The organism is Aeromonas enterica (assembly GCF_054052465.1).
On the sequence record NZ_JBSTYL010000006.1, the window covers coordinates 26,557 to 48,150 of the forward strand.

The following is a 21,594-nucleotide window of genomic DNA, read 5'->3' on the forward strand; positions in this document are numbered from 1 at the left end:
TATGAACATGGCCTCCCGTTTCGTCAGCATTATTGTGGTCCTAGTGGTGATTATTATCTCACCGCTCGGGGCTCGTTTAGCTGCACGGAACAAGGGATAGACCCACCACCGGACAGAACGAAACAAGCGACCCCCGAGCCTCACGGCCCGGGGGTTTTTTTTCGACCAAAGGACAGGATTTTCCACATGAATGGCGCGCAGTTTTTGGTACAGGCTCTCAAGAAACAGGGTGTGACCCAGGTGTTTGGTTACCCGGGCGGAGCCATCATGCCGGTCTACGATGCCCTGTATGACGGGGGTCTTGCCCATCAGCTCTGTCGCCACGAGCAGGGGGCCGCGATGGCTGCGGTCGGTTATGCCCGAGCCTCCGGTCAGGTGGGGGTCTGCATCGCCACCTCGGGTCCGGGCGCCACCAATCTGGTGACCGGCCTGGCCGAGGCATTGCTCGATTCCGTGCCGCTGGTGGCCATCAGTGGTCAGGTGCCCTGTTCCGCCATAGGTACGGATGCGTTTCAGGAGGTCGACGTGCTCGGCATGTCCCTCTCCTGCACCAAGCACTCCTTCATGGTGACGGATGCCGCCGATCTGGGCAGGGTGCTGGCGGAAGCATTTGCCATCGCCACCGAAGGGCGTCCGGGTCCGGTGCTCATCGACTTTCCCAAGGATGTGCAACTGGCTGCCGTGCCGACCCAGAGCCCGCTGTTTGCGGTGGAAGAGCCGGAGGCGCTCAACCCATCAGAGTTGGCGGCTGCCCGTACCCTGCTGGCCGCCGCAGAGCGCCCCGTGCTCTACGTCGGTGGCGGGGTGGGCATGGCCAATGCGGAAGTCGAGCTGCGCGAGTTTGCCTCCGTCACTGGCATGCCGGCAGTCACCACCCTCAAGGGGATAGGGGCGCTGGACCCTGACAGCCCCGTCTATCTGGGCATGCTCGGCATGCACGGTACCAAGGCCGCCAACTACGCGGTGCAGCAGAGCGATCTGCTGCTGGTGGTCGGTGCCCGTTTCGACGACAGGGTGACCGGCAAGCTGGAGGAGTTCGCCCCCGATGCCAAGGTGATCCATCTCGATGTGGACGCCGCCGAATTCGGCAAGCGCCGCGCCGCCGAGGTGGGCATCACCACGGATCTCAAGCGGGTGTTGCCCGCCCTGGCCATGGCGCTGGCCATCGATCCCTGGCGTGAGCACTGCGCGAACATGGCCCGCGACTATGCGTTTCGCTACGACCACCCCGGCCAGCCCATCTATGCCCCGGCCCTGCTCAAGCAGCTTTCGGCCCGTCTGCCGGACACCAGCGTGGTGGCCTGCGATGTCGGTCAGCACCAGATGTGGGTGGCGCAGCACATGCGCTTCACCAGCCCGCGCAACCACCTCTCCAGCGCCGGCCTCGGCACCATGGGGTTCGGCCTGCCCGCCGCCATCGGTGCCAAGATGTCGCGCCCCGATGACGAGGTGGTGCTGGTGAGCGGTGACGGCTCCTTCATGATGAATGTGCAGGAGCTCGGCACCATCCGCCGCGCCCAGCTCAAGGTGAAGATGGTGCTGATTGACAACCAGCGTCTCGGCATGGTGCGCCAGTGGCAGGAGCTGTTCTTCGACGGCCGCTACAGCGAGACCATCCTCTCCGACAACCCGGATTTTGTCGCCCTGGCTGCCGCCTTCGGTATCCCCGGTGAGACCATCACATGCAAGGAGCAGATAGCGCCGGCGCTGGAACGCCTGCTGGCAAGCGAGAGCGCCTATCTGCTGCATGTGGCCATTTCAGAGGAAGAAAACGTCTGGCCCCTGGTCCCGCCGGGAGTCGCCAACCACAAGATGATGGAGCAACGCCCATGAACCCGCACACCCTTGCACAACACACCCTGCATATTCACGCCCAGCCCAGGCCCGAAGTGATGGAGCGGGTACTGAGGGTGGTGCGCCACCGCGGCTTCGCTCTCTGCGCTCTGAACATGGAGCAGGATTGCCAACAGCTGCGGATCACGGTTACTGTCGAGTCGGAGCGTCCCATCCAGCAGTTGTGGAGCCAGCTGGTCAAGCTGGTGGACGTCTCCCGGGTCGATGCACTGGAACAGCAACCCCGGATCAGAGCTTAAGGAGCAACTGCAATGTCACAGCCTTCCCAATCCCCCACTCAGCCCAAGTACATCTGGTTCAACGGGACTCTGGTGCCCTGGCAAGATGCCCAAGTGCACGTCATGAGCCACGCCCTGCACTACGGCTCCTCTGTGTTTGAGGGCGTGCGCGCCTACGACACCCCCAAGGGCACTTGCATCTTCCGGTTGCAGGAGCACTCCCGCCGCTTGTTCGACTCCGCCAAGATCTACTGGATGGAGGTGCCTTACAGCGAGGCCGAAGTGAATGAAGCCTGCCGCACCGTGGTGCGCGAGAACGGCCTGAAGAGCGGCTATCTGCGCCCGCTGGCCTTTGTCGGCAATGTGGGGCTGGGGCTGCATCCGCCGATGGATGCCAAGGCCGATCTCATGGTCGCTGCTCTGCCGTGGGGCGCCTATCTCGGGGAAGAGGGGCTGAAAAACGGGGTGGATGTGTGCGTCACCTCCTGGAATCGGCTGGCCCCCAACACGATTCCGACTGGTGCCAAAGCCGGTGGCAACTACCTCTCCTCCCAACTCATCAGCCGGGAAGCCAAGCGCAACGGCTACGCCGAAGGGCTGGCGCTGGATGTTAACGGCTACCTGAGCGAGGGGGCGGGGGAGAACCTGTTCCTGGTGAAAAACGGCGTGCTGTTCACCCCGCCCGCCACCGCCGCCATCCTGCCCGGCATCACCCGCGACACCATAATGACGCTGGCCCGGGATCTGGGCTACGAGGTGCGCGAGCAGGCGCTGCCCCGTGAGGCGCTCTACGTCGCAGACGAGATCTTCATGACAGGCACAGCCGCCGAGGTGACACCTGTGCGTTCGGTGGATCGGATGAAGGTGGGCGCCGGCTGTCGTGGTCCCGTGACCGAGCAGTTGCAGAACGCCTTCTTCGGCCTGTTCAACGGCCAGACCGAGGACAAGTGGGGCTGGCTGACGCCGGTCAACGACTGATGAGAGAGGGGAGGCGTGACGCCTCCCCGAGTCGCTTCCGGTCAGGGCATCAGCATCGTGCCATGACCAGGATCGATTCCCGATCCGCGAGTCACACATTCAAGAAATCATGCGCCCCATGGGCATTCAGGGAGTAGAGACAATGCCGAAGTTGAGATCCGCCACCACCACCCACGGACGTAACATGGCCGGGGCCCGCGCCCTCTGGCGTGCCACCGGCATGACAGATCAGGATTTTGGCAAGCCCATCATAGCCGTGGTCAACTCCTTCACCCAGTTCGTACCTGGCCACGTTCACCTCAAGGACCTGGGCCAGCTGGTGGCCCGCGAGATCGAGGCCGCCGGCGGGGTTGCCAAGGAGTTCAACACAATCGCCGTGGATGACGGCATCGCCATGGGCCACGGCGGCATGCTTTATTCGCTGCCGTCCCGGGAGCTGATCGCCGACTCGGTGGAGTACATGGTCAACGCCCACTGCGCCGATGCCATGGTCTGCATCTCCAACTGCGACAAGATCACCCCGGGGATGCTGATGGCCGCCCTGCGCATCAACATACCCGTGATCTTCGTCTCCGGCGGCCCCATGGAAGCGGGCAAGACCAAGCTCTCCGATCAGATCATCAAGCTGGATCTGGTGGATGCCATGATCCAGGGGGCCGATCCCAAGGTCTCCGACGCCCAGAGCGATCAGATTGAGCGCAGTGCCTGCCCCACCTGCGGCTCCTGCTCCGGCATGTTCACTGCCAACTCCATGAACTGCCTGACCGAGGCGCTGGGCCTCTCCCAGCCTGGCAACGGCTCCATGCTGGCGACCCACGTCGATCGCGAGCAGTTGTTCAAGCTGGCGGGCCAGCGCATCGTCACCCTGGCCAAGCGCTGGTATGAGCAGGATGACGAGACCGCCCTGCCGCGCAACATCGCCACCAAGGCGGCATTCGAGAACGCCATGGCGCTGGACATCGCCATGGGTGGCTCCACCAATACCGTGTTGCACCTGCTGGCGGCGGCTCAGGAGGCGGGTGTCGACTTCACCATGGCCGATATCGACCGCATGTCCCGCAAGGTGCCCCAGCTCTGCAAGGTGGCGCCCTCTACCCAGAAGTACCACATGGAAGACGTGCACCGCGCCGGTGGCGTGGTCGCCATCCTGGGCCAGCTGGAGAAGGCGGGTCTGGTGCACGGGGATACCCGCACAGTACTGGGCGGCTCCCTAGCCGAACTGCTCAACGAATACGACGTCAGCCGCCAGCCGAGCCAGGGGGTGGTGGACTTCTACCGCGCCGGTCCGGCCGGGATCCGCACCACCAAGGCGTTCAGCCAGGATTGTCGCTGGCCCGAGCTGGATGTGGACAGAGCCGAGGGCTGCATCCGCTCGCTGGACAATGCCTACAGCCTGGAGGGCGGCCTGGCCGTGCTCTCCGGCAATCTGGCCCTTGATGGCGCCATCGTCAAAACGGCCGGTGTGGATGACGAGAACCTCTGCTTCCGTGGCCCGGCCCGGGTATTCGAGAGCCAGGACACCGCCGTCGCCGGCATCCTGGACGGCACCGTCAAGGCCGGTGAAGTGGTGGTGATCCGCTACGAAGGGCCAAAAGGCGGTCCGGGCATGCAGGAGATGCTCTATCCCACCACCTATCTCAAGTCCATGGGATTGGGCAAGCAGTGCGCCCTGATCACCGATGGCCGTTTCTCCGGCGGCACCTCGGGTCTCTCCATCGGCCACGTCTCGCCGGAGGCGGCCTCCGGCGGCACTATCGGGTTGGTGGAAGATGGCGACATCATCAACATCAATATCCCGGCCCGCAGCATGGTGCTGGAGGTGGCCGACAGCGTGCTGGCCGCCCGCCGTGTGGCCGTGGAAGCCCGTGGCTGGAAGCCGCTCGATCGTCAGCGTCAGGTCTCCTTTGCCCTGCGCGCCTACGCCATGCTCGCCACCAGTGCCGACAAGGGCGCGGTACGAGATCGCAGCAAGCTGGAGGAATAAGACATGGTCTCTGCGGCAGATTATCTACGTAAGGTGTTGCTCTCCCCCGTCTATGAGGCGGCGCGGGTCACCCCCCTGCAAACCCTGAAGAAACTCTCCGAACGGCTCGGCAACCAGGTCTCCCTCAAACGTGAAGACTTGCAACCCGTGCACTCCTTCAAGCTGCGCGGTGCCTATCACAAGATCGCCACCCTGACCCAGGAGCAAAAGGATCGCGGCGTCATTGCCGCCTCTGCCGGCAACCATGCCCAGGGGGTCGCCCTGTCGGCGGCAAAGCTCGGCATCGAGGCCATCATAGTGATGCCCAGGACCACGCCGGACATCAAGATCGACGCGGTTCGCCGCCAGGGCGGCAACGTGCTGCTGTTTGGCAACAGCTTCGATGAGGCCTATGCCGAGAGCCGCCGCCTCTCCGAACTGGAGGGCTACACCCTGATACCGCCGTTTGACGACGTCGAAGTGATCGCGGGGCAGGGCACCATCGGCAAGGAGCTGCTGGAACAGGACACCCACCTCACCCACGTCTTCGTGCCGGTGGGGGGCGGCGGCCTGGCCGCCGGTGTGGCCGTCTACATCAAGCAGCTGCTGCCGGATGTGAAGGTGATCGGGGTGGAGGCGGAAGGCTCCGCCTGTCTCAAGGCGGCCATGGAGGCCGGCGAGCCGGTCAATCTGGATCGGGTCTCGCTGTTTGCCGACGGGGTGGCGGTCAAGCGCATCGGCACAGAGACATTTCGTCTGTGCAACCAGTATCTGGACGAGGTGGTGACCGTCTCCAACGACCAGATCTGCGCCGCGCTGAAAGACATCTTCGATGACTGCCGCGCCATCGCCGAACCCTCAGGCGCCCTGTCGCTGGCGGGGCTCAAGGCCTACAGCGAGCGCGAGCAGGTCAAGGGGGGGCGGATGGCAGCCATCCTCTCCGGCGCCAACGTCAACTTCCACAGCCTGCGCTATGTGTCGGAGCGCTGCGAGATAGGCGAGAAGCGCGAGGGCATGCTGGCGGTGACCATACCCGAGCGCAAGGGGGCCTTTCTCGACTTCTGCCGTCAGCTCGGCCCGCGCATGGTGACCGAGTTCAACTACCGCTACTCGGATGCGGCCCAGGCTTCGCTATTTGTCTCGGTGCGCCTCACCGGTGGCGACGAGGAGCTGGGCCAGATCATCGAGCAGCTCGGCGGCAATGGCTACCCGGTGGTCAATATGACCGAGAGCGAGCTGGCCAAGAACCACGTGCGCTACATGATTGGCGGCCGCCCGGCCCGGCCCCTCGGTGAACGTCTCTACAGCTTCAAGTTTCCGGAGCAACCGGGCGCCCTGATGCGCTTCCTGGAGACGCTGGGCTGTCGCTGGAACATCAGCCTGTTCCACTACCGCAACCACGGCGCCGACTATGGCCGGGTGCTGTGCGCCTTCGAGCTGCCGGACGAGGACGTGGCCGCCTTCCACGACTACCTGCGCGAGATTGGCTACGGCTGGAAAGAGGTGAGCGACGACCCGGCCTACCGGCTGTTTCTGGCCAGCTGATGACCCGCAGAACGCAAGCAGGGAGGCCGCAAGCCTCCCTCTTTTTTTTCGGTTGTGGCGGAACCGGCAGGGCCTGGTCGCTGCCCGCGCTCCCACGGCGATCCTGCATCTGCGCCGTTTTTCCAGTCGGGAATGTCGTCAGCTTCACACTCTTGATTCCCAAGTCATTTGAGGCCGGCGAGAGATGGGATAACCTGATGAACGGGGCCGGGTTCGCCCCATCAGGGAAGATAAGCGCATAGCGCGCCAATAACGACTCATTGCAGAGGCTTTCACCATGAACAAATCGATACTTGCCGTGCTGGTCAGCGGCCTGCTTGCCAGCGGGGCCGTACAGGCTGCCGCTCAGGACAACACCTGGTATGCCGGCGGCAAGGCCGGCTGGTCCAATTTCTTCGACGTGGATCAGAAGCAGGTTGTCTCGGATACCCTGGGCGCGCTGCAAAACACCAGTACCAGCAAGGATGCACTCGGACTGGGGGCGTTCGCCGGTTATCAGCTCAACCCCAATCTGGGCTTCGAATTCGGCTATGACTGGTTCGGCAAGTACACCTCGTCCGGCGAGCTGAGCGGAGTCAGGGTGGAAGGGGAAGCCAGGAGCCAGATGATCCAGGCCACCATGAAGATAGGGTTCCCGGTCAACGATGCGCTGGATCTCTATGGCCGGATCGGCGGTGGCTATGCCTGGACCAACAGCGAGCTGTCGGCCCAGACCGCAACCGATTTCATCAAGGACACGGGCAACAAGCATGGGGCCGCGTTTGTCGGGGCGCTGGGGGCAGAATACGCCATCGACCGTGACTGGGCTGCCCGTATCGAATACCAGTACACAACTCCGCTGGGGGATACTTCCCTCGATCGCTCAGGCATAGAGATGGACAACGGCTTGCTCTCCGTCGGCATGCTTTATCGCTTCGGCCAGCAGGGCGGCGAAGTGGTGGCACCTGCACCGGCGCCCGCTCCGGCTCCAGCCCCAGCTGTGGTGGTGGTACCCAAGACGTTCAGCCTGAGCTCGGACGTGCTGTTCGAGTTCAACAAGGCCACCCTGAAACCGGCCGCCAGTCAGGCGCTTGATACCCTGTTCAGCCAGATAGTGGCCGCCAATCCCAAGGATGGTGTGGCGACCGTGATCGGACATACCGACCGCATAGGTTCCGATGCCTACAACCAGTCCCTGTCGGAGCAGCGTGCCCGCAGCGTGGCCGACTACCTGATCGCCAAGGGACTGTTTGCCGACAAGGTGCGGGTCGAGGGGCGTGGCAAGTCTATCCCCGTGACCGGCAACAACTGCACCAGCGGGTCCAAACCTGCGCTGATCGCCTGTCTGGCCCCGGATCGCCGGGTGGAAGTGCGGCTGGAAGGTGTCTCCCAGGCCGCCAAGTAAGGGTATAGGCGTAAATCACAACAAGGGAGGCATGGCCTCCCTTGTTGTTTATATGGCCTTGGGCCGCCACAGCCGCACCCGCTGAAAGCCGTGGCCCAGCAGGATCAGCAGCAAGGCACCGGGCAGCACGGTGTGCCACAGGAAGGGCCACGTCTGTCCTGTCATCAACACCAGCAGGGGGTTGGCGCCGGCGGGCGGGTGTATGAGGTTCAGGCCCTGCATCAGCGCGATAGCCAGCCCCACGCCCAGTGCCAGCTGCAACTCCAGCGGCAAGGGGATCGACTGTACCAGCAAGCCGACCGTGGCCGTCAGCAGGTGGCCCCCGAGTACATTGTACGGGTGGGCCAGCGGGCTGGCCGGCAGTGAAAACAGCAGCACGCAGCTTGCCCCGAAGGGGGCCATGATCAGGGCCGTGTGCCAGCTGATGTTCAGCCAGCCCAGCACCCCGATCGCCAGTGCCGCGCCCACGCCTGCCCATAACGGGCCATACCATTTTGTCATCACGTTTCCCTCTTGGTTTGTCTGACGTGATTAGGCACATTAGGTAGACAGATCGGTGTACTTCAAGGGGAAAATGACGTGAGTGAAAAACGGCAGCAGCTGATGGAAACCGCCTATCGGCTGTTCAATCGTCATGGCTTTCACGCGACCGGCATAGATCGCATCTGGGCGGAGGCAGGGAGCACCAAGCGCACCCTCTACCGTCACTTTCCCACCAAGGATGCGCTGATCGAAGAGGTGCTGCTGTCCCGTGAGCGGGAGTTTTTTGCTCTGCTCGAGACACGGCTCGCGGGTCGGGAGGGCAGAGAGGGTCGGTTGCACGCTCTGTTCGATGGATTCGGGGAGTGGTTTGGCCGCAGCGACTTCTATGGCTGCAACTTCATCAATGCCAGCGCCGAGTTTGCCGACCCGCGTCATCCGGTTCGCAAGTTGGTGGTGGCACACAAGCAGGCGCTGTTGAACTGGGTCAGGGCGCAGCTCGGGTGCAGCCTCTTGCACGCCACAGGGCTCTGTCTGTTGCTGGAGGGAGCTGTGGTAATGGCCCACAGCTATCAGCAGCCGTTGGCGCTGGAACAGGCCAGATCACTGGCCCTGGCCTTGTTATGTGCCGATGGCGAGGCAGCCACGCTCTGATATAGCCAATCGGTGTTAAGCCTGACGCGACATCCGGTCGATAACTGACCAGATGTATGGCGCCGAGGATCAACATATGCGCATCGATCACTACGATCTCCAGGGAGAGGTACAGCACCAGTATCAACAGCTGCAGGCTCGCAAGGTACGCAACCTCGGGCCAATCGCCCCTGCCGTGCCCGGGAGCCCCGCCGGGAATGAGGCCACGCCCACGACGGATCGGGTGGGGGCCGAGCTGATGCGCACCGTCAGCGCGAGCATCACGCAGGGGGGCGTGAGCCAGCCAGGCGGCGCCAGTGCCGAGAGCGTGCCTGCTCTGGTCAAGCCGGAAGAGGAAGAGGTCAGTCCCGACGACGGGCTGGATAATCGGCTGCGGCTCATCAAGCTGATGATAGAGGCCATGCTCGGCCACGAGATAGAGCTGCCGACGCCCATCAAACCCGCCGAACAGACCGCGGAGGGGGGGCCGACTCCGCCAGGGGAGGCAACTCAGGCTGCCCCCGAGCCGGATCAGGCGGTGGAGGTAACCGATACCCTGCTGCAGCGGGAGCAGCTCAACGTAGTGGCGGCAGCCAGCGTAGAGACCAAAGATGGCCAGAGCCTGCAACTCGATCTGGGCTTTGTGCTCGACTGGCGTCAGCTCGATATCAGCCAGCGCCGCACTACCCTCAATGCCCTCAAGGATCCGCTGGTACTCAGCCTGGATGGCAAGATCGCTGATCTGACCGAGGCGCGGGTCAACTTCGACATTGATCAGGATGGCAAGGACGACAGCCTGCCGGGTCTGAGCGAGGGCAGCGGTTTCGTGGCGCTGGATCGCAACGGCAACGGCACCATAGACGATGGCGGCGAACTGTTCGGGGCCCGCTCGGGCAACGGCTTCGGCGAGCTGGCGGCACTGGATGAGGATGGCAACGGCGTGCTGGATGAAGGCGACAAATCCTTCTCGGCCCTGCAGTTCTGGCGCCCGGACAATGCCCCCATAGCGTTGGTGGAGCTGGGGATTGGCGCCATCCTGCTGCACCCTCTGGATACCCCCTTCAATCACCTGGGCGAGGGCGGCAATCAGGGGGTCTTGCGCCAGTCCGGTCTCTACCTCACCGAGCAGGGCAAGGGCGGCTGGGTACAACAGATAGACCTGAGGGTCTGATCCCGGGTCCTGGCTGGCGAATCGCGGGATCGCGAGTCGCCGCCAGCACCTGAGCAATATACCAACTGGCTCAGTTCAGCTCAGTGGGGTCTATGTCCAGACTCCAGCGCACCTTCTTGGTCTCGGGCCAGCCGTCCAGCTCCTTGACCGCCCAATCCAGCAGTTGTGCCAGCGGGGCCCGGTTCGGCCCCTGCACCAGCAACTGCATGCGGAATTTGCCCGCCTTGCGTTCCATGAAGCCGCTGATGGGCCCCAGCACCTGCACGTGGGGGTAATGGGCGCTGCGCAGGGTATCGGCGAGGCGGGTGAGAAACAGCTGCACCTCGTCACGGCCGTTGGCTTCGGCCCGGAACAGCCCCTGATAGCTGAACGGCGGCAGCCCCAGCAGGCGGCGCTCCTTCAGCGCCGTGTCGGCGAAGTGGCCATAGCCGTTCTGGGTCAGATCCTGCAGCAGGGCATGTTCCGGGTGGTGGCTCTGCAACACCACCAGCCCGGGCTTGCTGGCGCGCCCGGCGCGCCCGGCCACCTGGGTGTAGAGCTGAGCCAGTTTCTCGGCGGCGCGAAAATCGGCGCTGAACAGGGCGCCATCCACATCCAGCAGGCTCACCAGCGTCACATCCGGAAAGTGGTGGCCCTTGGCCAGCATCTGGGTGCCGATCAGGATCTTGTACTTGCCCGCCTTGATGTCGCCGAGATGGGTCTCCAGTTCCCCCTTGCGGCGGGTGTTGTCTCTGTCGATGCGCACCACCGGGTATTGGGGGAAAACCGTGGTGAGCAGCTGTTCCAGCTGCTCGGTACCGACCCCCGAGCCGATCAGTTCCTTGCTGCCGCACTCGGGGCAGCTGTGGGGCAGGGGGCGCACGCTGTCACAGTGGTGGCAGTGCAGGCGACGCCCTGCCTGATGCCAGGTGTACCAGGCGTCGCAGCGCTCGCAGGCGGCGCTCCAGCCACACTGGTGGCAGATCAGCGAGGGGGCATAGCCACGGCGGTTGAGAAACAGCATCACCTGGTTGCCGGCTACCAGGTGCTCCGCCATCAGCTGCTCCAGCTGGGGAGAGAGCCCGGCCTGCAGCCGCACGCTCTTGATGTCCAGGATCACCTGGCGGGCGGTCTGGGCGTTGCCGGCGCGCCGCGTCAGGCTGAGGTAGTGATACTTGCCGGTTCTGGCGTTGTGCAGCGTCTCCAGCGAGGGGGTGGCCGAGCCGAGCAGGATGGGAATGCCGGCGCGATGGGCCCGCATCACCGCCAGATCCCGGGCGTGGTAGCGAAAACCGTCTTGCTGCTTGAAGGAGCCGTCATGCTCCTCGTCGATGATGATGATGCCGAGGTTCTTGAACGGGGTGAACACCGCAGAGCGGGTGCCGATCAGGATGGCGGCGCCGCCATCGCGGCAGGCGAGCCAGGCATCCAGCCGTTCCCGATCGTTCATGGCCGAGTTCATCGCCACCACAGGCACCTTGAAGCGGCGACGGAAGCGGTTGATGGTCTGGGGAGTGAGGCCGATTTCGGGCACCATCACCAGCGCCTGCTTGCCCGCCTTGAGCAGGGGCTCGAGTATGCTCAGGTACACCTCTGTCTTGCCTGACCCCGTGATGCCGTCCAGCAGGAAGGCGCCGAACTGGTTGCTCTGACTGGTGACGGCGGATACCGCCAGCGCCTGCTCGCCGTTGAGGCGCAGCCCCTCTCCTGCGTCAAAATGCCTTGCCCAGTCGCCGTCGTGGCTCGGTTCCAGCGATCGTTTCTCCAGCAGCCCTTTCTTCTCCAGCGCCGTGAGTGCCGCACTCTGGATCTCCTCCTGCTTAAGGGCTGACGGCGTCTGCGGCCCATTGCGAAGCAGGGCGAGGGCCTGTTGCTGCTTGGCGGCCCGCTTGAGCTCGTTGAGATCGACGGCCATGCCGGCCTCGGTGGCAAACCAGAACTCCAGCTCCCGGTAGGCGGCGGGCTCCCCCTTGCGCACCAGCACCGGCAGGGCGTGGGGCAGCACCTCTCCCAGTGGATGCTGGTAGTAGCTGGCGCTCCAGGCCATCAGCGCCAGTATGTCCGGCCCCAGCACGGGGGAGCTGTCGAGCACTCGCTTGATGGGCTTGAGCTTGTTGCGCGGCACCTGGCTGTCGGTCGGATGCTCCACCACCAGCCCGACCAGGGTCTGGGGACCGAAAGGGATCTCGACCCGACAGCCGGGCTCAGGCAGGGGCAAGGGAGAGAGATAGTCGAAGTGACGGCGTAACGGCACCGGCACAGCCACACGAACCAGATCCAGAGTTTGGGAAGAATTCACCAGGGATTGCCTATTTTTTCTGCGAAGCCACTTGCCTGATCTCAGGCATTTCCTATATTATTCGCAGCCTTTGAAACTGTGTTCAACAATCGTGTGGTGTCCGACAAGAGATCGGATGGCGACACGGCCTATTATCGAGGTTGTCCATGAAAGCTAATATCCATCCCGAGTACGTCGCCATCACCTGCAAATGCTCTTGCGGTAACGTCATCAATACCTTCTCTACCCTGGGTAAAGATCTGAACCTGGACGTGTGCTCTGCATGCCACCCGTTCTATACCGGCAAGCAGAAAGAAGTTTCTAGCGGCGGCCGCGTAGACAAGTTCAACAAGCGTTTCGGTGGTCTGACTGCCAAGAAGTAATTCTACTTCTGAAGAATTCTGAAAAAGGCGCCTATCGGGCGCCTTTTTTATTGCGTGGCGTTCTGTATTGAAGCGGTTTGCCCTATGGTGTTGGCTCAATCATGGGAGAAGAACAGATGCGCACATGTCTGGTGATGGGAGCGGCGGGGTATATAGGGTCTTATCTGGTGCCCCACCTGCAAGGGCTGGGTTATCGGGTGATCGCCGGGGCCCGCCGCCCCTGTCGTCTGCCGCCGGGCGTGGAGTTTCGCCTCGCCGACAGCCTCAAGCCCATTACCCTGCTGCCCGCGCTGGCGGGTATAGACACCGTCTTCTATCTGGTGCACGCCATGGGGGCCGGCGCCGATTTTCACCGGCTGGAGCAGCAGGGGGTGAAGAACTTCGCTGCCGCCGCCCGCGCCGCCGGGGTGCGCCGCATCATCTATCTGGGGGCTATCCAGCCCGAGCGTTGCAATAGCCGTCACCTCAACTCCCGCCGCCATTGTGGCGAGCTGTTTCGTGACTCGGGCGTGCCGACGGTGGAGCTGCGCGCCGGCATCATCATTGGGCCGGGCTCGGCCGCCTTCGAGGTGATGCGGGATCTGGTGTTCAACCTGCCCATGATGGTCACGCCCAAGTGGGTGCGTTCCCGCACGCCGCCCATAGCGCTCTCCAACCTGCTGCATTACCTCGGCGGGCTGGTGGAGGTCGAGGGGGTGGATGGCCGGGTGCTCAACGCCGTCGGCCCCGAGCTGCTCAGCTATCAGCAGCAGTTGCAGAAGTTCGCCGCCCATATCGGCAAGCGTTGTCCCATCATCCCCATCCCGTTTCTGAGTCCCCGTCTCTCCGCCTGGTGGCTGCAATTCGTCACGTCTGTGCCGCAACCCGTGGCCAAGGCGCTGGTGGGCGGCCTCAAGCATGACATCCCGGCCGATGACGGCCCGCTGCGGGCCCTGCTGCCGCAAACCCTGCTCAGCTTTGACGAGGCGCTCGGGGAGAGCCTGGCGCTGGAGCAGAAGCTGGGGGCCGAGCAGCAGGGGCAGGAGACGCCGCTGGGGCTGCGCTGGCGCCATCCCGAGTACGGCTTCTATGACCGCACCGCCAGCGGGGAGGCCATCTGTCTCGCTTCGCCCGAGGTGGTGTGGCAGGTGTTGCAGCAGCTGGGGGGCGAGCAGCGCTACTTCTACATGAACGAGCTGTGGGTGGTGCGCGAATGGATGGATCACCTGATCGGCGGCCCGGCCCGTACCCGAGGCCGCACCAACCCGGATCGCTTCGTGAAGGGGGACATGCTGGACTCCTGGCAGATCCTCGGGGTCGACGAGGGGCGCAGGCTGGATCTGCTGTTCAACATGAAGGCCCCGGGAGTGGGGCGGCTGGCGTTCAACATACTGCCGGAGGAGTCCGGTCTGACCCGCATCAAGGTAACGGCCCACTGGCATCCCCAGGGCGCCTGGGGACTGGCCTACTGGCTCGCCATGCTGCCGTTCCACCTCTTCATCTTCCAGGGGATGACGGAGGCCATCGCCAGACAGGCGGAGGCGAAAGCGGGCATCCCTGTGATGGGGTGAAACCATATCTATAACTAAATAGGTATTGGTGGTTGGCATGACATGCTGATTACTGGCTTGTCAGTGGCGGCTAGGCGATACTTTCCTCTGGGAAAGCCCGCTGGTTTTCTTTATGATCCCCAGCCCTCGCCCGCTGGCGAGCCAATGCACCACTCCATTCACTTCCGTATCGGGGTCCCCCATGTCCGATCTGCGTCAAGAAGCACTCGATTACCACGCCCAGCCCGTACCGGGCAAAATTGCCATCGCCCTCACCAAGCCCGCCGAAACCGCCCACGATCTGGCGCTGGCCTACAGCCCGGGTGTAGCCGAGCCGGTGCGCGAGATCGCCGCCAATCCCGATGATGCCTACCGCTACACCGGCAAGGGCAACCTGGTGGCCGTCATCTCCAACGGTACCGCCATCCTGGGACTGGGCAATCTGGGCCCGCTGGCGTCCAAGCCGGTGATGGAGGGCAAGGCCCTGCTGTTCAAGCGCTTCGCCGGCATAGATGCCATCGACATCGAGGTGAAGCACGAGACCAGCCAGCAGTTCATCGACACGGTGGCCGCCATCGCCGATACCTTCGGTGGCATCAACCTGGAAGACATCAAGGCACCGGAGTGCTTCGAGATCGAAGAGGCGCTGATCGCCCGTTGCGACATTCCGGTGTTCCACGATGACCAGCACGGTACCGCCATCGTCACCGCCGCCGGTCTGCTCAATGCGCTGGAAGTGCAGGGCAAGCGCATCGAACAGAGTCGCATCGTCTGCATGGGGGCCGGGGCTGCCGCCACCGCCTGCATGGACTTGCTGATCAAGTGCGGCGCCGCGCCACACAACATCTTCATGCTGGACCGCCAGGGGGTGATCCACACAGGCCGCACCGATCTCAACCAGTACAAGCAGCGCTTCGCCAACGACACGCCGCTGCGTACCCTGATGGATGTGATTGAAGGGGCGGATGTGTTTGTCGGTGTTTCCGGTCCGGACGTGCTGCCCGCCGAGGCGGTCGCTCTGATGGCGCCGCGCCCGGTGATCTTCGCCTGCTCCAACCCGGATCCCGAGATCAAGCCGTCCCTGGCTCACGCGGTGCGCGATGATCTCATCATGGGCACGGGCCGTTCCGATTATCCTAACCAGATCAACAACGTGCTCTGTTTCCCCTTCATCTTCCGCGGTGCGCTGGACGCCCGTGCCAGCCGCATCAACGATGCCATGAAGATAGCCGCGGTGGAGGCGATCCGCGGTCTGGTGAAGGAGCCGGTGCCTGCCGAGGTGCTGACCGCCGCCGGGGTGAGCGCGCTCAGCTTCGGCAAGGACTACGTCATTCCCAAGCCGATGGATGCTCGCCTGCTGCCACGGGTTGCCCGCGCCGTGGCGCTGGCGGCGGTAGCTTCCGGCGTGGCACGCGTCGCGCTACCGGCAGATTACATGCAGGAATAAACCGGCGACACCATGCCGACCACGACAGAAGGGGCCCCTGGGGGCCCCTTTTCATTACGGGAAGCTTGATACGTCGTTATTTGGTCTTGGGAGCGACCTTGACGGCCGGCGCCTTGGCATGAGTCGTCTTGTGATGCTTTTTCACTACCTTGGTCTGGGTCGCCTGGGGAGCTGCGGCCTTGGTGGGGGTGGCTGCCATGGTGAAGCCGGAGGTCAGGGCGAAGACAGCGGCCAGGCTCAGGGGGATCAGCTTGTTCATATTCCAGTTCCTCATTCGGGTTGATGACATGGAGCGTTTCTCCATGACTTCATCCTAGGGCTGTTCGAGCGACGCTTCAGTGAGTGGCTGGTGACGGTTTGTATCCAAATGTACAGGCAGCTTCAGGCAGAAGCGGGCTCCGGTCACGCTGGGCAGCAGCAGAACCTCGCCGCCGTGGTGGCGGGCTATGCTGCGCACGATGGCGAGGCCGAGGCCGGCCCCGCCGGTGCGGCGATCCCGGCTCTGATCCAGCCGCACGAAAGGCTCGAAGATCTGGGGGGCCAGCGCCTGATCTATACCGGGGCCGTCGTCGGCCACCTCCAGCAGATAGTGATCCTGCTGCTGGCTCATGGCAAGGGTCACCCGGCTGACGGCATGGCGCAGGGCGTTGCCGATGAGGTTTTCCAGTGCCCGATCAAGCAGGCGAGTGTCGCCGTACCAGGGCAGGGCCATGGCCGGACGCACGAAGTCGAGTCGCTTGTCTGCCCGCAGCGCCTGCCAGTCAGTGAGGCGGCTGCCGGCCCAGCTGCCGAGCTCCAGCTCGCTGCACTGCAGCGGCAGCTCGGGGCGATCGAGCCTGGCATAGGTGAGCATCTCCTCGATGAGGGCATCCAGCGCCCCGAGATCGCGATCAAGCCCCTGTTGCTCCTCTGTGGATGGCTGTGGATCCAGCATGGCGAGCCGGTAGCGAAGCCTGACCAGCGGGGTGCGCAGCTCATGGGCGATGGCATCGGTCAGCTGTTTGCGGCTGGCCAGCATGGCCTGTAACTGCTCAGCCATTTGATCAAAGGTACGACCGACCCGGCCCAGGCTGCTGCCGGCGGGCAGGTTGGTGCGGCAGGAGAGATCGCCATCACCGACCCGGCGGGCGGCCTGCTCGAGTTGCTGCAGGCCACGCCAGTGCGGGCGCAACCAGAGCAGTATGGGTAGACCGAGGGAGAGACCGATAACCAGCAGCAGCCCCACATCGACCCAGTGCAGTTCATGCAGGTAAGAGAGATAGGGGACAGGGCCGACAATCAGCACCTGATCCGTGTCAGGGATGCGTTGCAGGAAGGTGTCATCCTCCTCGACGATGACGATGTTGCCCGCCTCGAGAAAGGCCTGATCCTCGTTGGCCAGCGGCTGGTTGGCGAGGGCCCCGATCTGCAGCGGCAGGGTGAGTTGGTGGCTCTGTTCCGCCATGCGCGCGGACCAGTGTTCCGGCGGCAGTCGCGCCAGTTCACCGGTGAGCAGACCGAGGGAGCCTTGCATCATCCGCTCCAGATAGCGATCGCCTGCCCGCTCGGCGCTGACCTGATAGACGATGCCGACCAGCAGTATGGCCAGGGTGAAGCAGCCGATCAGCAGCAGGTAGAACTGAATGAAGAGGCGACGCATGGACGTTTTCTCCCGTAGTTGGCGAGTCGATGACCCGTTTTATTCCCAGGCGTGGGGCACCAGCAGGTAGCCCTTCTGGCGTACCGTCTTGATGCGAGTCGGGTTGTTGCTGTCATCCCCCAACTTGCGACGCAGACGTGAGACGGCCACGTCCATGCTGCGGTCCTGGCCATCGTAGTCGCGACCACGCAGGCTGCGAAACAGCGCCTCCCGCCCCAGGATCTGGCCGGCGTGGCAGGCCAGCTCCCACAGCAGGTCGAAATCGGCGGTGGAGAGCGGGATGCTCTCGCCATCGAGGCGCACATCCCGGCCCGGGCCGTCGATTTGCAGACGGCCGAACTGCAGGCGCTGGGGCGGTGTGCTGGCGACCACGGGTTGCGGTGTCTGCTGCCCTTGCTGGCGAAACTGGACCCGCAGCCGGGCCAGCAGCACGGGGGGCGGCGTGGTCTTGAGGATGTAGTCGTTGGCGCCCAGCTCCAGGCTCAGGATCTGGTTCATGTCGCTGTCGAGGGACGTGAGCATGACGATGGGGCCTTTGAAGCGCGGACGCAGATCCCGGCACAGGGAGAGGCCATCCTGCCCCGGAAGCATGATGTCGAGCAGCACCAGATCGGGCTGCTCGGTCAGGGCCCTGGCCAGCGCCAGGTCGCCTCTGGGTTCCAGCAGCACTTCCATGTCGTGGCGGGCCAGCCAGCTGCTGATGAGCTGGCCTATCTCGGGATCATCTTCAACAAAAAGAATGCGTTGCATGGTGGCATGACACCCAGACTGTGGCGCGGATGCGCGTGCCGCCAGCATAGCGGCTCCGGCCGCCGCATGCACTGGGATAAATAATCAAACAGGGCCCGCGGGCCCTGTTCTCATCTTGCTTGTCGAGAAGAGAGGAACGGCGTCCCCTGTAGCATCAACCCGCCTTGCGCTGGAGATAGACCCCGGCTTCCATGTGATGGGTCCAGGGGGAAGTGGCTCGGACAGGGCGAAGCGGTCTCCCCTGTGACATCAGCTCGCCTTGCGCTTGAGATAGACCCCGGCTTCCATGTGATGGGTCCAGGGGAACTGGTCAAACAGGGCGAAGCGGGCGATCTCGTGGGTTTCGCCGAGCACCGCCATGTTGGCCTGCAGGGTTTCGGGATTGCAGGAGATGTAGAGGATGTTGTCGTACTCCTGCACCAGTTTGACGGTGGCATCGTCGAGGCCGGCGCGGGGCGGGTCGACGAAGATGGTGTTGCACTGGTAACTCTGCAGGTCGACCCCCTTGAGGCGGTTGAACTCCCGCTCGCCGCGCATTGCCATGGTGAACTCTTCGGCCGACATGCGCAGTATGATCAGGTTGTCGACGTTGTTGGCGGCGATGTTGAACTGGGCGGAGTCCACGCTCGGCTTGGCGATCTCGGTGGCCAGCACCTTGCGAAAGTTCTGTGCCAGAGCGATGGAGAAGTTGCCGTTGCCGCAGTAGAGCTCCAGCAGGTCCCCCTCGCAGCCCCTGGTCACGTCCAGTGCCCAGCCCAGCATCTGCTCATTGATGGCGGCATTGGGCTGGGTGAAGCTGTTCTCCACCTGTTTGTAGACCAGCTCGCGCCCCTGCACTGTCAGTCGCTCGATGACGAACTCTTCCCCCAGGCAGATCTTCTGTTTATGGGCCCGGCCAATCAACTGAAGATCGAAGCCCTTGGCTCGCAGATCGGTTTGCAGTGCCTCGGCGGCCTGCTGCCATTCGTTTTCGAGCTTGCGATGGTAGAGCAGGCTGACGCAGAGCTGGCCGGACTGGGTGGAGAGGTAGTCTATCTGGAACAGCTTGCGGCGCAGCACGGGGTGCGGGCGCAGCCCTTCCAGCAGCACCGGCATCAGCTGATTGATAAGGCGGCTGGCGGTGGGAAACTGATCGACCCGGATGATCTCCTTGGTGGCCTGGGCATACATGCAGTGGAAGAGGTCATCCCCCTCGTGCCAGATACGGAACTCGGCGCGCATCCGGTAATGCTCGGCGGGGGAGGCATGCACCTCCAGTGAGGGCGGATTGAACCCGGTAAACAGCTGGGTGAGTCGCTCGCGTTTCTCGTCGAGCTGGGCCTGATAGTCGGCGGGAGTCCGCTGGGATTGGGTCATGATTTACCTCACATGCACGCCGGCAGGGCCGGGTCGAAATCGGGGGGGAAGGCAAAGGGCCACCCAAAGGGGGAGGATTTTAAAAGGCCGTTGCAGATTGTCCAGCATTTTGTGGTCAAGAAGTGTGCAGTCAGGCCGATAGCTGATCTACAGGCATGGTGGGAGGACACATTATGCAAATCGACGGTGTGGGCGCAGCCCAATCCAAGGGAGTGGGCGCTTCCCCCAAAGCACCCCAACAGGCACAAGAGAAGCAGACCAGCAGCGCAGATGAGGTTTCCCTGCACAAGCCCCCCAAGTGGGCCCAGGTGCTGGTACAACAGGCGTTGCAGTTTGCGTTGGAGATCAATGGTCAGGGTTATCAGGCACCCAAGGCGCAGGATCAGCCGGAAGAGGTGACCCCGGAGACTCTGTTCGACTTCCAGTCGGTGGCGGACAACGTGTTGCAGTTCGTTACCGGACGGCTGGGAGCCGCTCGTGCGGACGGCAAATCTGACGATGATCTGACCGGCATGATGGAGCAAGCCCGCAAGGGGGTGGACAAGGGCTTCGGTGATGCCAAAAAGCAGCTGGGGGACTGGGCGACCGACAATGAGGATATCAAGACCGGTATCGATCAGAGTTACAAGCTGATCCAGAAGGGGCTCGATCAGTTCGAGAAGGAGTTCTTCGGCAAGGTCTCTTCCACCGACATGGGGCAGGCCGAGATGGCCAGTCGCCAGCAGGGGTCGCTGGAGATCCAGACCAAGGATGGCGACAAGGTGGTGCTGCGCTTCAATGACAGCTGGCAGACCAAGTCCCAGAAAGACGACAGCGGCAGCCAGTTCAGTCTCAAGTCGAGCCAGAACTTCAGCTTCTCGCTGGAGGGCAACTTGAACAGCGAGGAGATGGACTCCATCGGTAAACTGGTCAAGGGGATCGACGATCTGGCAGGGAACTTCTTCTCCGGCAATTTCGACGACCTGTTGAAAAAGGCGGGTGATCTGCAACTGGATGACAGCCAGCTCGCCTCCTATTCCCTCAAGCTCAAGCAGAGCGCCAAGCTGAGCCAGACCTACCAGGGAGCCCACTCGTTGCAGGATATGCTCAAGCCACTGGCAGACTATCTGCCCAAGCTGGATCAGGTGCAGCAACAGGCAGATGCCCTGCTGCCTGCATCCCAACAGCAGGCATTGACGCCAGCGGTGCTGGCGGCCCGCGGCCAGAGCGAACCGGCTCAGGTCAGCAGCTTTACCAGCTTCAACCAGCGGATGCTGGAGGCGCTGCGAATGATCGGCCAGTTCCAGCCTGCGACCGAGCCGGCCAGCAAGAGCGTCTGAGTCGCCATCGCCCGGCGCCAGCCGTAAGCTGCCGTTTGCCAGCTCCCCCGGGGGCTGGCAAACTGGCTCTTTTCCCAATCCGGTTACCTTATGAACCCCAAGAAGCCCAGAGACAAGCGCGAGCTCTGCTACCCCTTCATCTTCGAAACCCAGTTCCAGTGTGATTACGAGATCGCCACCGACGAGCTCTGCTGTCAGGTGGGGGCCGTACTCTCCCAGTTGCCACTGGCAGAGGAAACTTGGGAGATGGTAGCCGATCTGGGGGCCCTGCAGCGGCTCATCTACAACCTCAACGGTTCGGTGCGCGGCAAGCTCGGTATCTTCGAGGAGGATCTGGCGTGGTTGAAGGGACGTTACGATCACTACAACGAGGCGAGCCGCGGCCGGGTCACCGGTTTCGTGTTGCCCCGTGGCCCCCAGCCGATCCCGACCCTGCACCTGTGCCGCTGCGGCAGCAAGAAGGTGGTGCGGCTGCTGGTGCGGCTCGAAGAGAGCGGGGTGCGCTTCGACCCCATCCTCTATCGCTTTGCCAACCTGCTGGCCAACGTCTTCTTCGTGCTGACCGTCTACCTCAAGCAGCTGTGGCAGGTGGAAGAGGTACCCTACGTCAGCATCAATTACTGACCAAGTGGCTGAAAAGGCTTTTATTTTTCGGGAAGATCAAAGACGATCCAGCCATGCCATTGCA

Annotated in this window: 19 protein-coding genes; 13 read left to right on the plus strand and 6 right to left on the minus strand. The window is 63.3% G+C overall.

The window, feature by feature from the left end; translation table 11 throughout:
- Positions 1–186: 186 nt before the first annotated feature.
- The 6 genes from ilvG to ompA all read left to right on the plus strand — a co-directional run bounded on the left by ilvG (position 187) and on the right by ompA (position 7,942).
- Entirely contained in the window at positions 187–1,833 is a 1,647-nt protein-coding gene (gene ilvG / locus ACW5XD_RS08725) for an acetolactate synthase 2 catalytic subunit (RefSeq protein WP_456494552.1), read from the plus strand.
- The gene (gene ilvM / locus ACW5XD_RS08730; protein WP_456494553.1) at positions 1,830–2,093 is read left to right on the plus strand and encodes an acetolactate synthase 2 small subunit; all 264 of its coding nucleotides are present in this window, start codon (positions 1,830–1,832) and stop codon (positions 2,091–2,093) included. The genes ilvG and ilvM overlap by 4 nt, the downstream gene beginning before the upstream one ends.
- A 12-nt stretch (positions 2,094–2,105) precedes the next feature.
- Positions 2,106–3,050: a branched-chain amino acid transaminase gene (locus ACW5XD_RS08735; RefSeq protein ID WP_456494554.1), complete on the plus strand. Its 945-nt coding sequence runs from the start codon at positions 2,106–2,108 to the stop codon at positions 3,048–3,050.
- 142 nt (positions 3,051–3,192) lie between these two features.
- Positions 3,193–5,034: a dihydroxy-acid dehydratase gene (gene ilvD / locus ACW5XD_RS08740; RefSeq protein ID WP_456494555.1), complete on the plus strand. Its 1,842-nt coding sequence runs from the start codon at positions 3,193–3,195 to the stop codon at positions 5,032–5,034.
- Positions 5,035–5,037: 3 nt separating this feature from the next.
- Complete coding sequence (gene ilvA / locus ACW5XD_RS08745) at positions 5,038–6,558, plus strand: threonine ammonia-lyase, biosynthetic (RefSeq protein ID WP_456494556.1); 1,521 nt, start codon at positions 5,038–5,040, stop codon at positions 6,556–6,558.
- 277 nt (positions 6,559–6,835) lie between these two features.
- Positions 6,836–7,942 (plus strand): porin OmpA, encoded by a 1,107-nt coding sequence (gene ompA / locus ACW5XD_RS08750; RefSeq protein WP_456494557.1) that lies wholly within the window; start codon positions 6,836–6,838, stop codon positions 7,940–7,942.
- 48 nt (positions 7,943–7,990) lie between these two features.
- On the opposite strand, the gene ACW5XD_RS08755 is transcribed toward ompA, so the two are convergent.
- A complete protein-coding gene (locus ACW5XD_RS08755; protein ID WP_456494558.1) occupies positions 7,991–8,443 on the minus strand; it encodes an HPP family protein in 453 nt (150 codons plus the stop codon).
- Positions 8,444–8,521: 78 nt separating this feature from the next.
- Here ACW5XD_RS08755 and ACW5XD_RS08760 point away from each other — a divergent pair, with 78 nt between their 5' ends.
- Positions 8,522–9,076: a TetR/AcrR family transcriptional regulator gene (locus ACW5XD_RS08760; protein ID WP_456494559.1), complete on the plus strand. Its 555-nt coding sequence runs from the start codon at positions 8,522–8,524 to the stop codon at positions 9,074–9,076.
- Between the two features lie 52 nt (positions 9,077–9,128).
- Positions 9,129–10,226 carry a hypothetical protein gene (locus tag ACW5XD_RS08765; RefSeq protein WP_456494560.1) on the plus strand — a complete coding sequence of 366 codons (1,098 nt, stop codon included), beginning with the start codon at positions 9,129–9,131 and terminating at the stop codon, positions 10,224–10,226.
- A 70-nt stretch (positions 10,227–10,296) separates the two neighbouring features.
- On the opposite strand, the gene priA is transcribed toward ACW5XD_RS08765, so the two are convergent.
- Complete coding sequence (gene priA, locus ACW5XD_RS08770; RefSeq protein ID WP_456494561.1) at positions 10,297–12,504, minus strand: primosomal protein N'; 2,208 nt, start codon at positions 12,502–12,504, stop codon at positions 10,297–10,299.
- Positions 12,505–12,650: 146 nt separating this feature from the next.
- On the opposite strand from priA, the gene rpmE reads away from it, so the two are divergent.
- The 3 genes from rpmE (at position 12,651) to ACW5XD_RS08785 (ending at position 15,842) form a co-directional block, all read left to right on the plus strand.
- Complete coding sequence (gene rpmE, locus ACW5XD_RS08775; RefSeq protein WP_033129027.1) at positions 12,651–12,866, plus strand: 50S ribosomal protein L31; 216 nt, start codon at positions 12,651–12,653, stop codon at positions 12,864–12,866.
- Positions 12,867–12,982: 116 nt separating this feature from the next.
- The gene (locus ACW5XD_RS08780; protein WP_456494562.1) at positions 12,983–14,416 is read left to right on the plus strand and encodes a DUF2867 domain-containing protein; all 1,434 of its coding nucleotides are present in this window, start codon (positions 12,983–12,985) and stop codon (positions 14,414–14,416) included.
- A gap of 181 nt (positions 14,417–14,597) precedes the next feature.
- Positions 14,598–15,842 (plus strand): malic enzyme-like NAD(P)-binding protein, encoded by a 1,245-nt coding sequence (locus tag ACW5XD_RS08785; RefSeq protein WP_456494563.1) that lies wholly within the window; start codon positions 14,598–14,600, stop codon positions 15,840–15,842.
- A gap of 76 nt (positions 15,843–15,918) precedes the next feature.
- On the opposite strand, the gene ACW5XD_RS08790 is transcribed toward ACW5XD_RS08785, so the two are convergent.
- The 4 genes from ACW5XD_RS08790 to trmA form a co-directional block, all read right to left on the minus strand.
- Positions 15,919–16,101: a hypothetical protein gene (locus ACW5XD_RS08790; protein ID WP_456494564.1), complete on the minus strand. Its 183-nt coding sequence runs from the start codon at positions 16,099–16,101 to the stop codon at positions 15,919–15,921.
- A gap of 54 nt (positions 16,102–16,155) precedes the next feature.
- Entirely contained in the window at positions 16,156–17,481 is a 1,326-nt protein-coding gene (rstB, locus tag ACW5XD_RS08795) for a two-component system sensor histidine kinase RstB (protein WP_456494565.1), read from the minus strand.
- 39 nt (positions 17,482–17,520) lie between these two features.
- Positions 17,521–18,231, minus strand: a complete 711-nt coding sequence (gene rstA / locus ACW5XD_RS08800) for a two-component system response regulator RstA (RefSeq protein WP_456494566.1) — start codon at positions 18,229–18,231, stop codon at positions 17,521–17,523.
- A 249-nt stretch (positions 18,232–18,480) separates the two neighbouring features.
- The gene (gene trmA / locus ACW5XD_RS08805) at positions 18,481–19,587 is read right to left on the minus strand and encodes a tRNA (uridine(54)-C5)-methyltransferase TrmA (RefSeq protein ID WP_456494567.1); all 1,107 of its coding nucleotides are present in this window, start codon (positions 19,585–19,587) and stop codon (positions 18,481–18,483) included.
- A 173-nt stretch (positions 19,588–19,760) separates the two neighbouring features.
- Between trmA and ACW5XD_RS08810 the strand changes: the two genes are divergently transcribed.
- Positions 19,761–20,906 (plus strand): DUF5610 domain-containing protein, encoded by a 1,146-nt coding sequence (locus ACW5XD_RS08810; protein ID WP_456494568.1) that lies wholly within the window; start codon positions 19,761–19,763, stop codon positions 20,904–20,906.
- Positions 20,907–20,996: 90 nt separating this feature from the next.
- Positions 20,997–21,530 carry an ATP--cob(I)alamin adenosyltransferase gene (locus ACW5XD_RS08815; RefSeq protein WP_456494569.1) on the plus strand — a complete coding sequence of 178 codons (534 nt, stop codon included), beginning with the start codon at positions 20,997–20,999 and terminating at the stop codon, positions 21,528–21,530.
- The last annotated feature ends 64 nt before the right edge of the window (positions 21,531–21,594 follow it).

Coding starts and splice junctions, on each gene's coding strand:
- ilvA (WP_456494556.1), top strand. CDS start 5,038: ATGGTCTCTGCGGCAGATTATCTACGTAAGGTGTTGCTCTCCCCCGTC.
- ompA (WP_456494557.1), top strand. CDS start 6,836: ATGAACAAATCGATACTTGCCGTGCTGGTCAGCGGCCTGCTTGCCAGC.
- ilvD (WP_456494555.1), top strand. CDS start 3,193: ATGCCGAAGTTGAGATCCGCCACCACCACCCACGGACGTAACATGGCC.
- ilvM (WP_456494553.1), top strand. CDS start 1,830: ATGAACCCGCACACCCTTGCACAACACACCCTGCATATTCACGCCCAG.
- ACW5XD_RS08790 (WP_456494564.1), bottom strand. CDS start 16,101: ATGAACAAGCTGATCCCCCTGAGCCTGGCCGCTGTCTTCGCCCTGACC.
- ACW5XD_RS08810 (WP_456494568.1), top strand. CDS start 19,761: ATGCAAATCGACGGTGTGGGCGCAGCCCAATCCAAGGGAGTGGGCGCT.
- ACW5XD_RS08785 (WP_456494563.1), top strand. CDS start 14,598: ATGTCCGATCTGCGTCAAGAAGCACTCGATTACCACGCCCAGCCCGTA.
- ACW5XD_RS08765 (WP_456494560.1), top strand. CDS start 9,129: ATGTATGGCGCCGAGGATCAACATATGCGCATCGATCACTACGATCTC.
- ACW5XD_RS08780 (WP_456494562.1), top strand. CDS start 12,983: ATGCGCACATGTCTGGTGATGGGAGCGGCGGGGTATATAGGGTCTTAT.
- ACW5XD_RS08755 (WP_456494558.1), bottom strand. CDS start 8,443: ATGACAAAATGGTATGGCCCGTTATGGGCAGGCGTGGGCGCGGCACTG.
- trmA (WP_456494567.1), bottom strand. CDS start 19,587: ATGACCCAATCCCAGCGGACTCCCGCCGACTATCAGGCCCAGCTCGAC.
- rstA (WP_456494566.1), bottom strand. CDS start 18,231: ATGCAACGCATTCTTTTTGTTGAAGATGATCCCGAGATAGGCCAGCTC.
- rstB (WP_456494565.1), bottom strand. CDS start 17,481: ATGCGTCGCCTCTTCATTCAGTTCTACCTGCTGCTGATCGGCTGCTTC.
- ilvG (WP_456494552.1), top strand. CDS start 187: ATGAATGGCGCGCAGTTTTTGGTACAGGCTCTCAAGAAACAGGGTGTG.
- rpmE (WP_033129027.1), top strand. CDS start 12,651: ATGAAAGCTAATATCCATCCCGAGTACGTCGCCATCACCTGCAAATGC.
- ACW5XD_RS08735 (WP_456494554.1), top strand. CDS start 2,106: ATGTCACAGCCTTCCCAATCCCCCACTCAGCCCAAGTACATCTGGTTC.
- ACW5XD_RS08815 (WP_456494569.1), top strand. CDS start 20,997: ATGAACCCCAAGAAGCCCAGAGACAAGCGCGAGCTCTGCTACCCCTTC.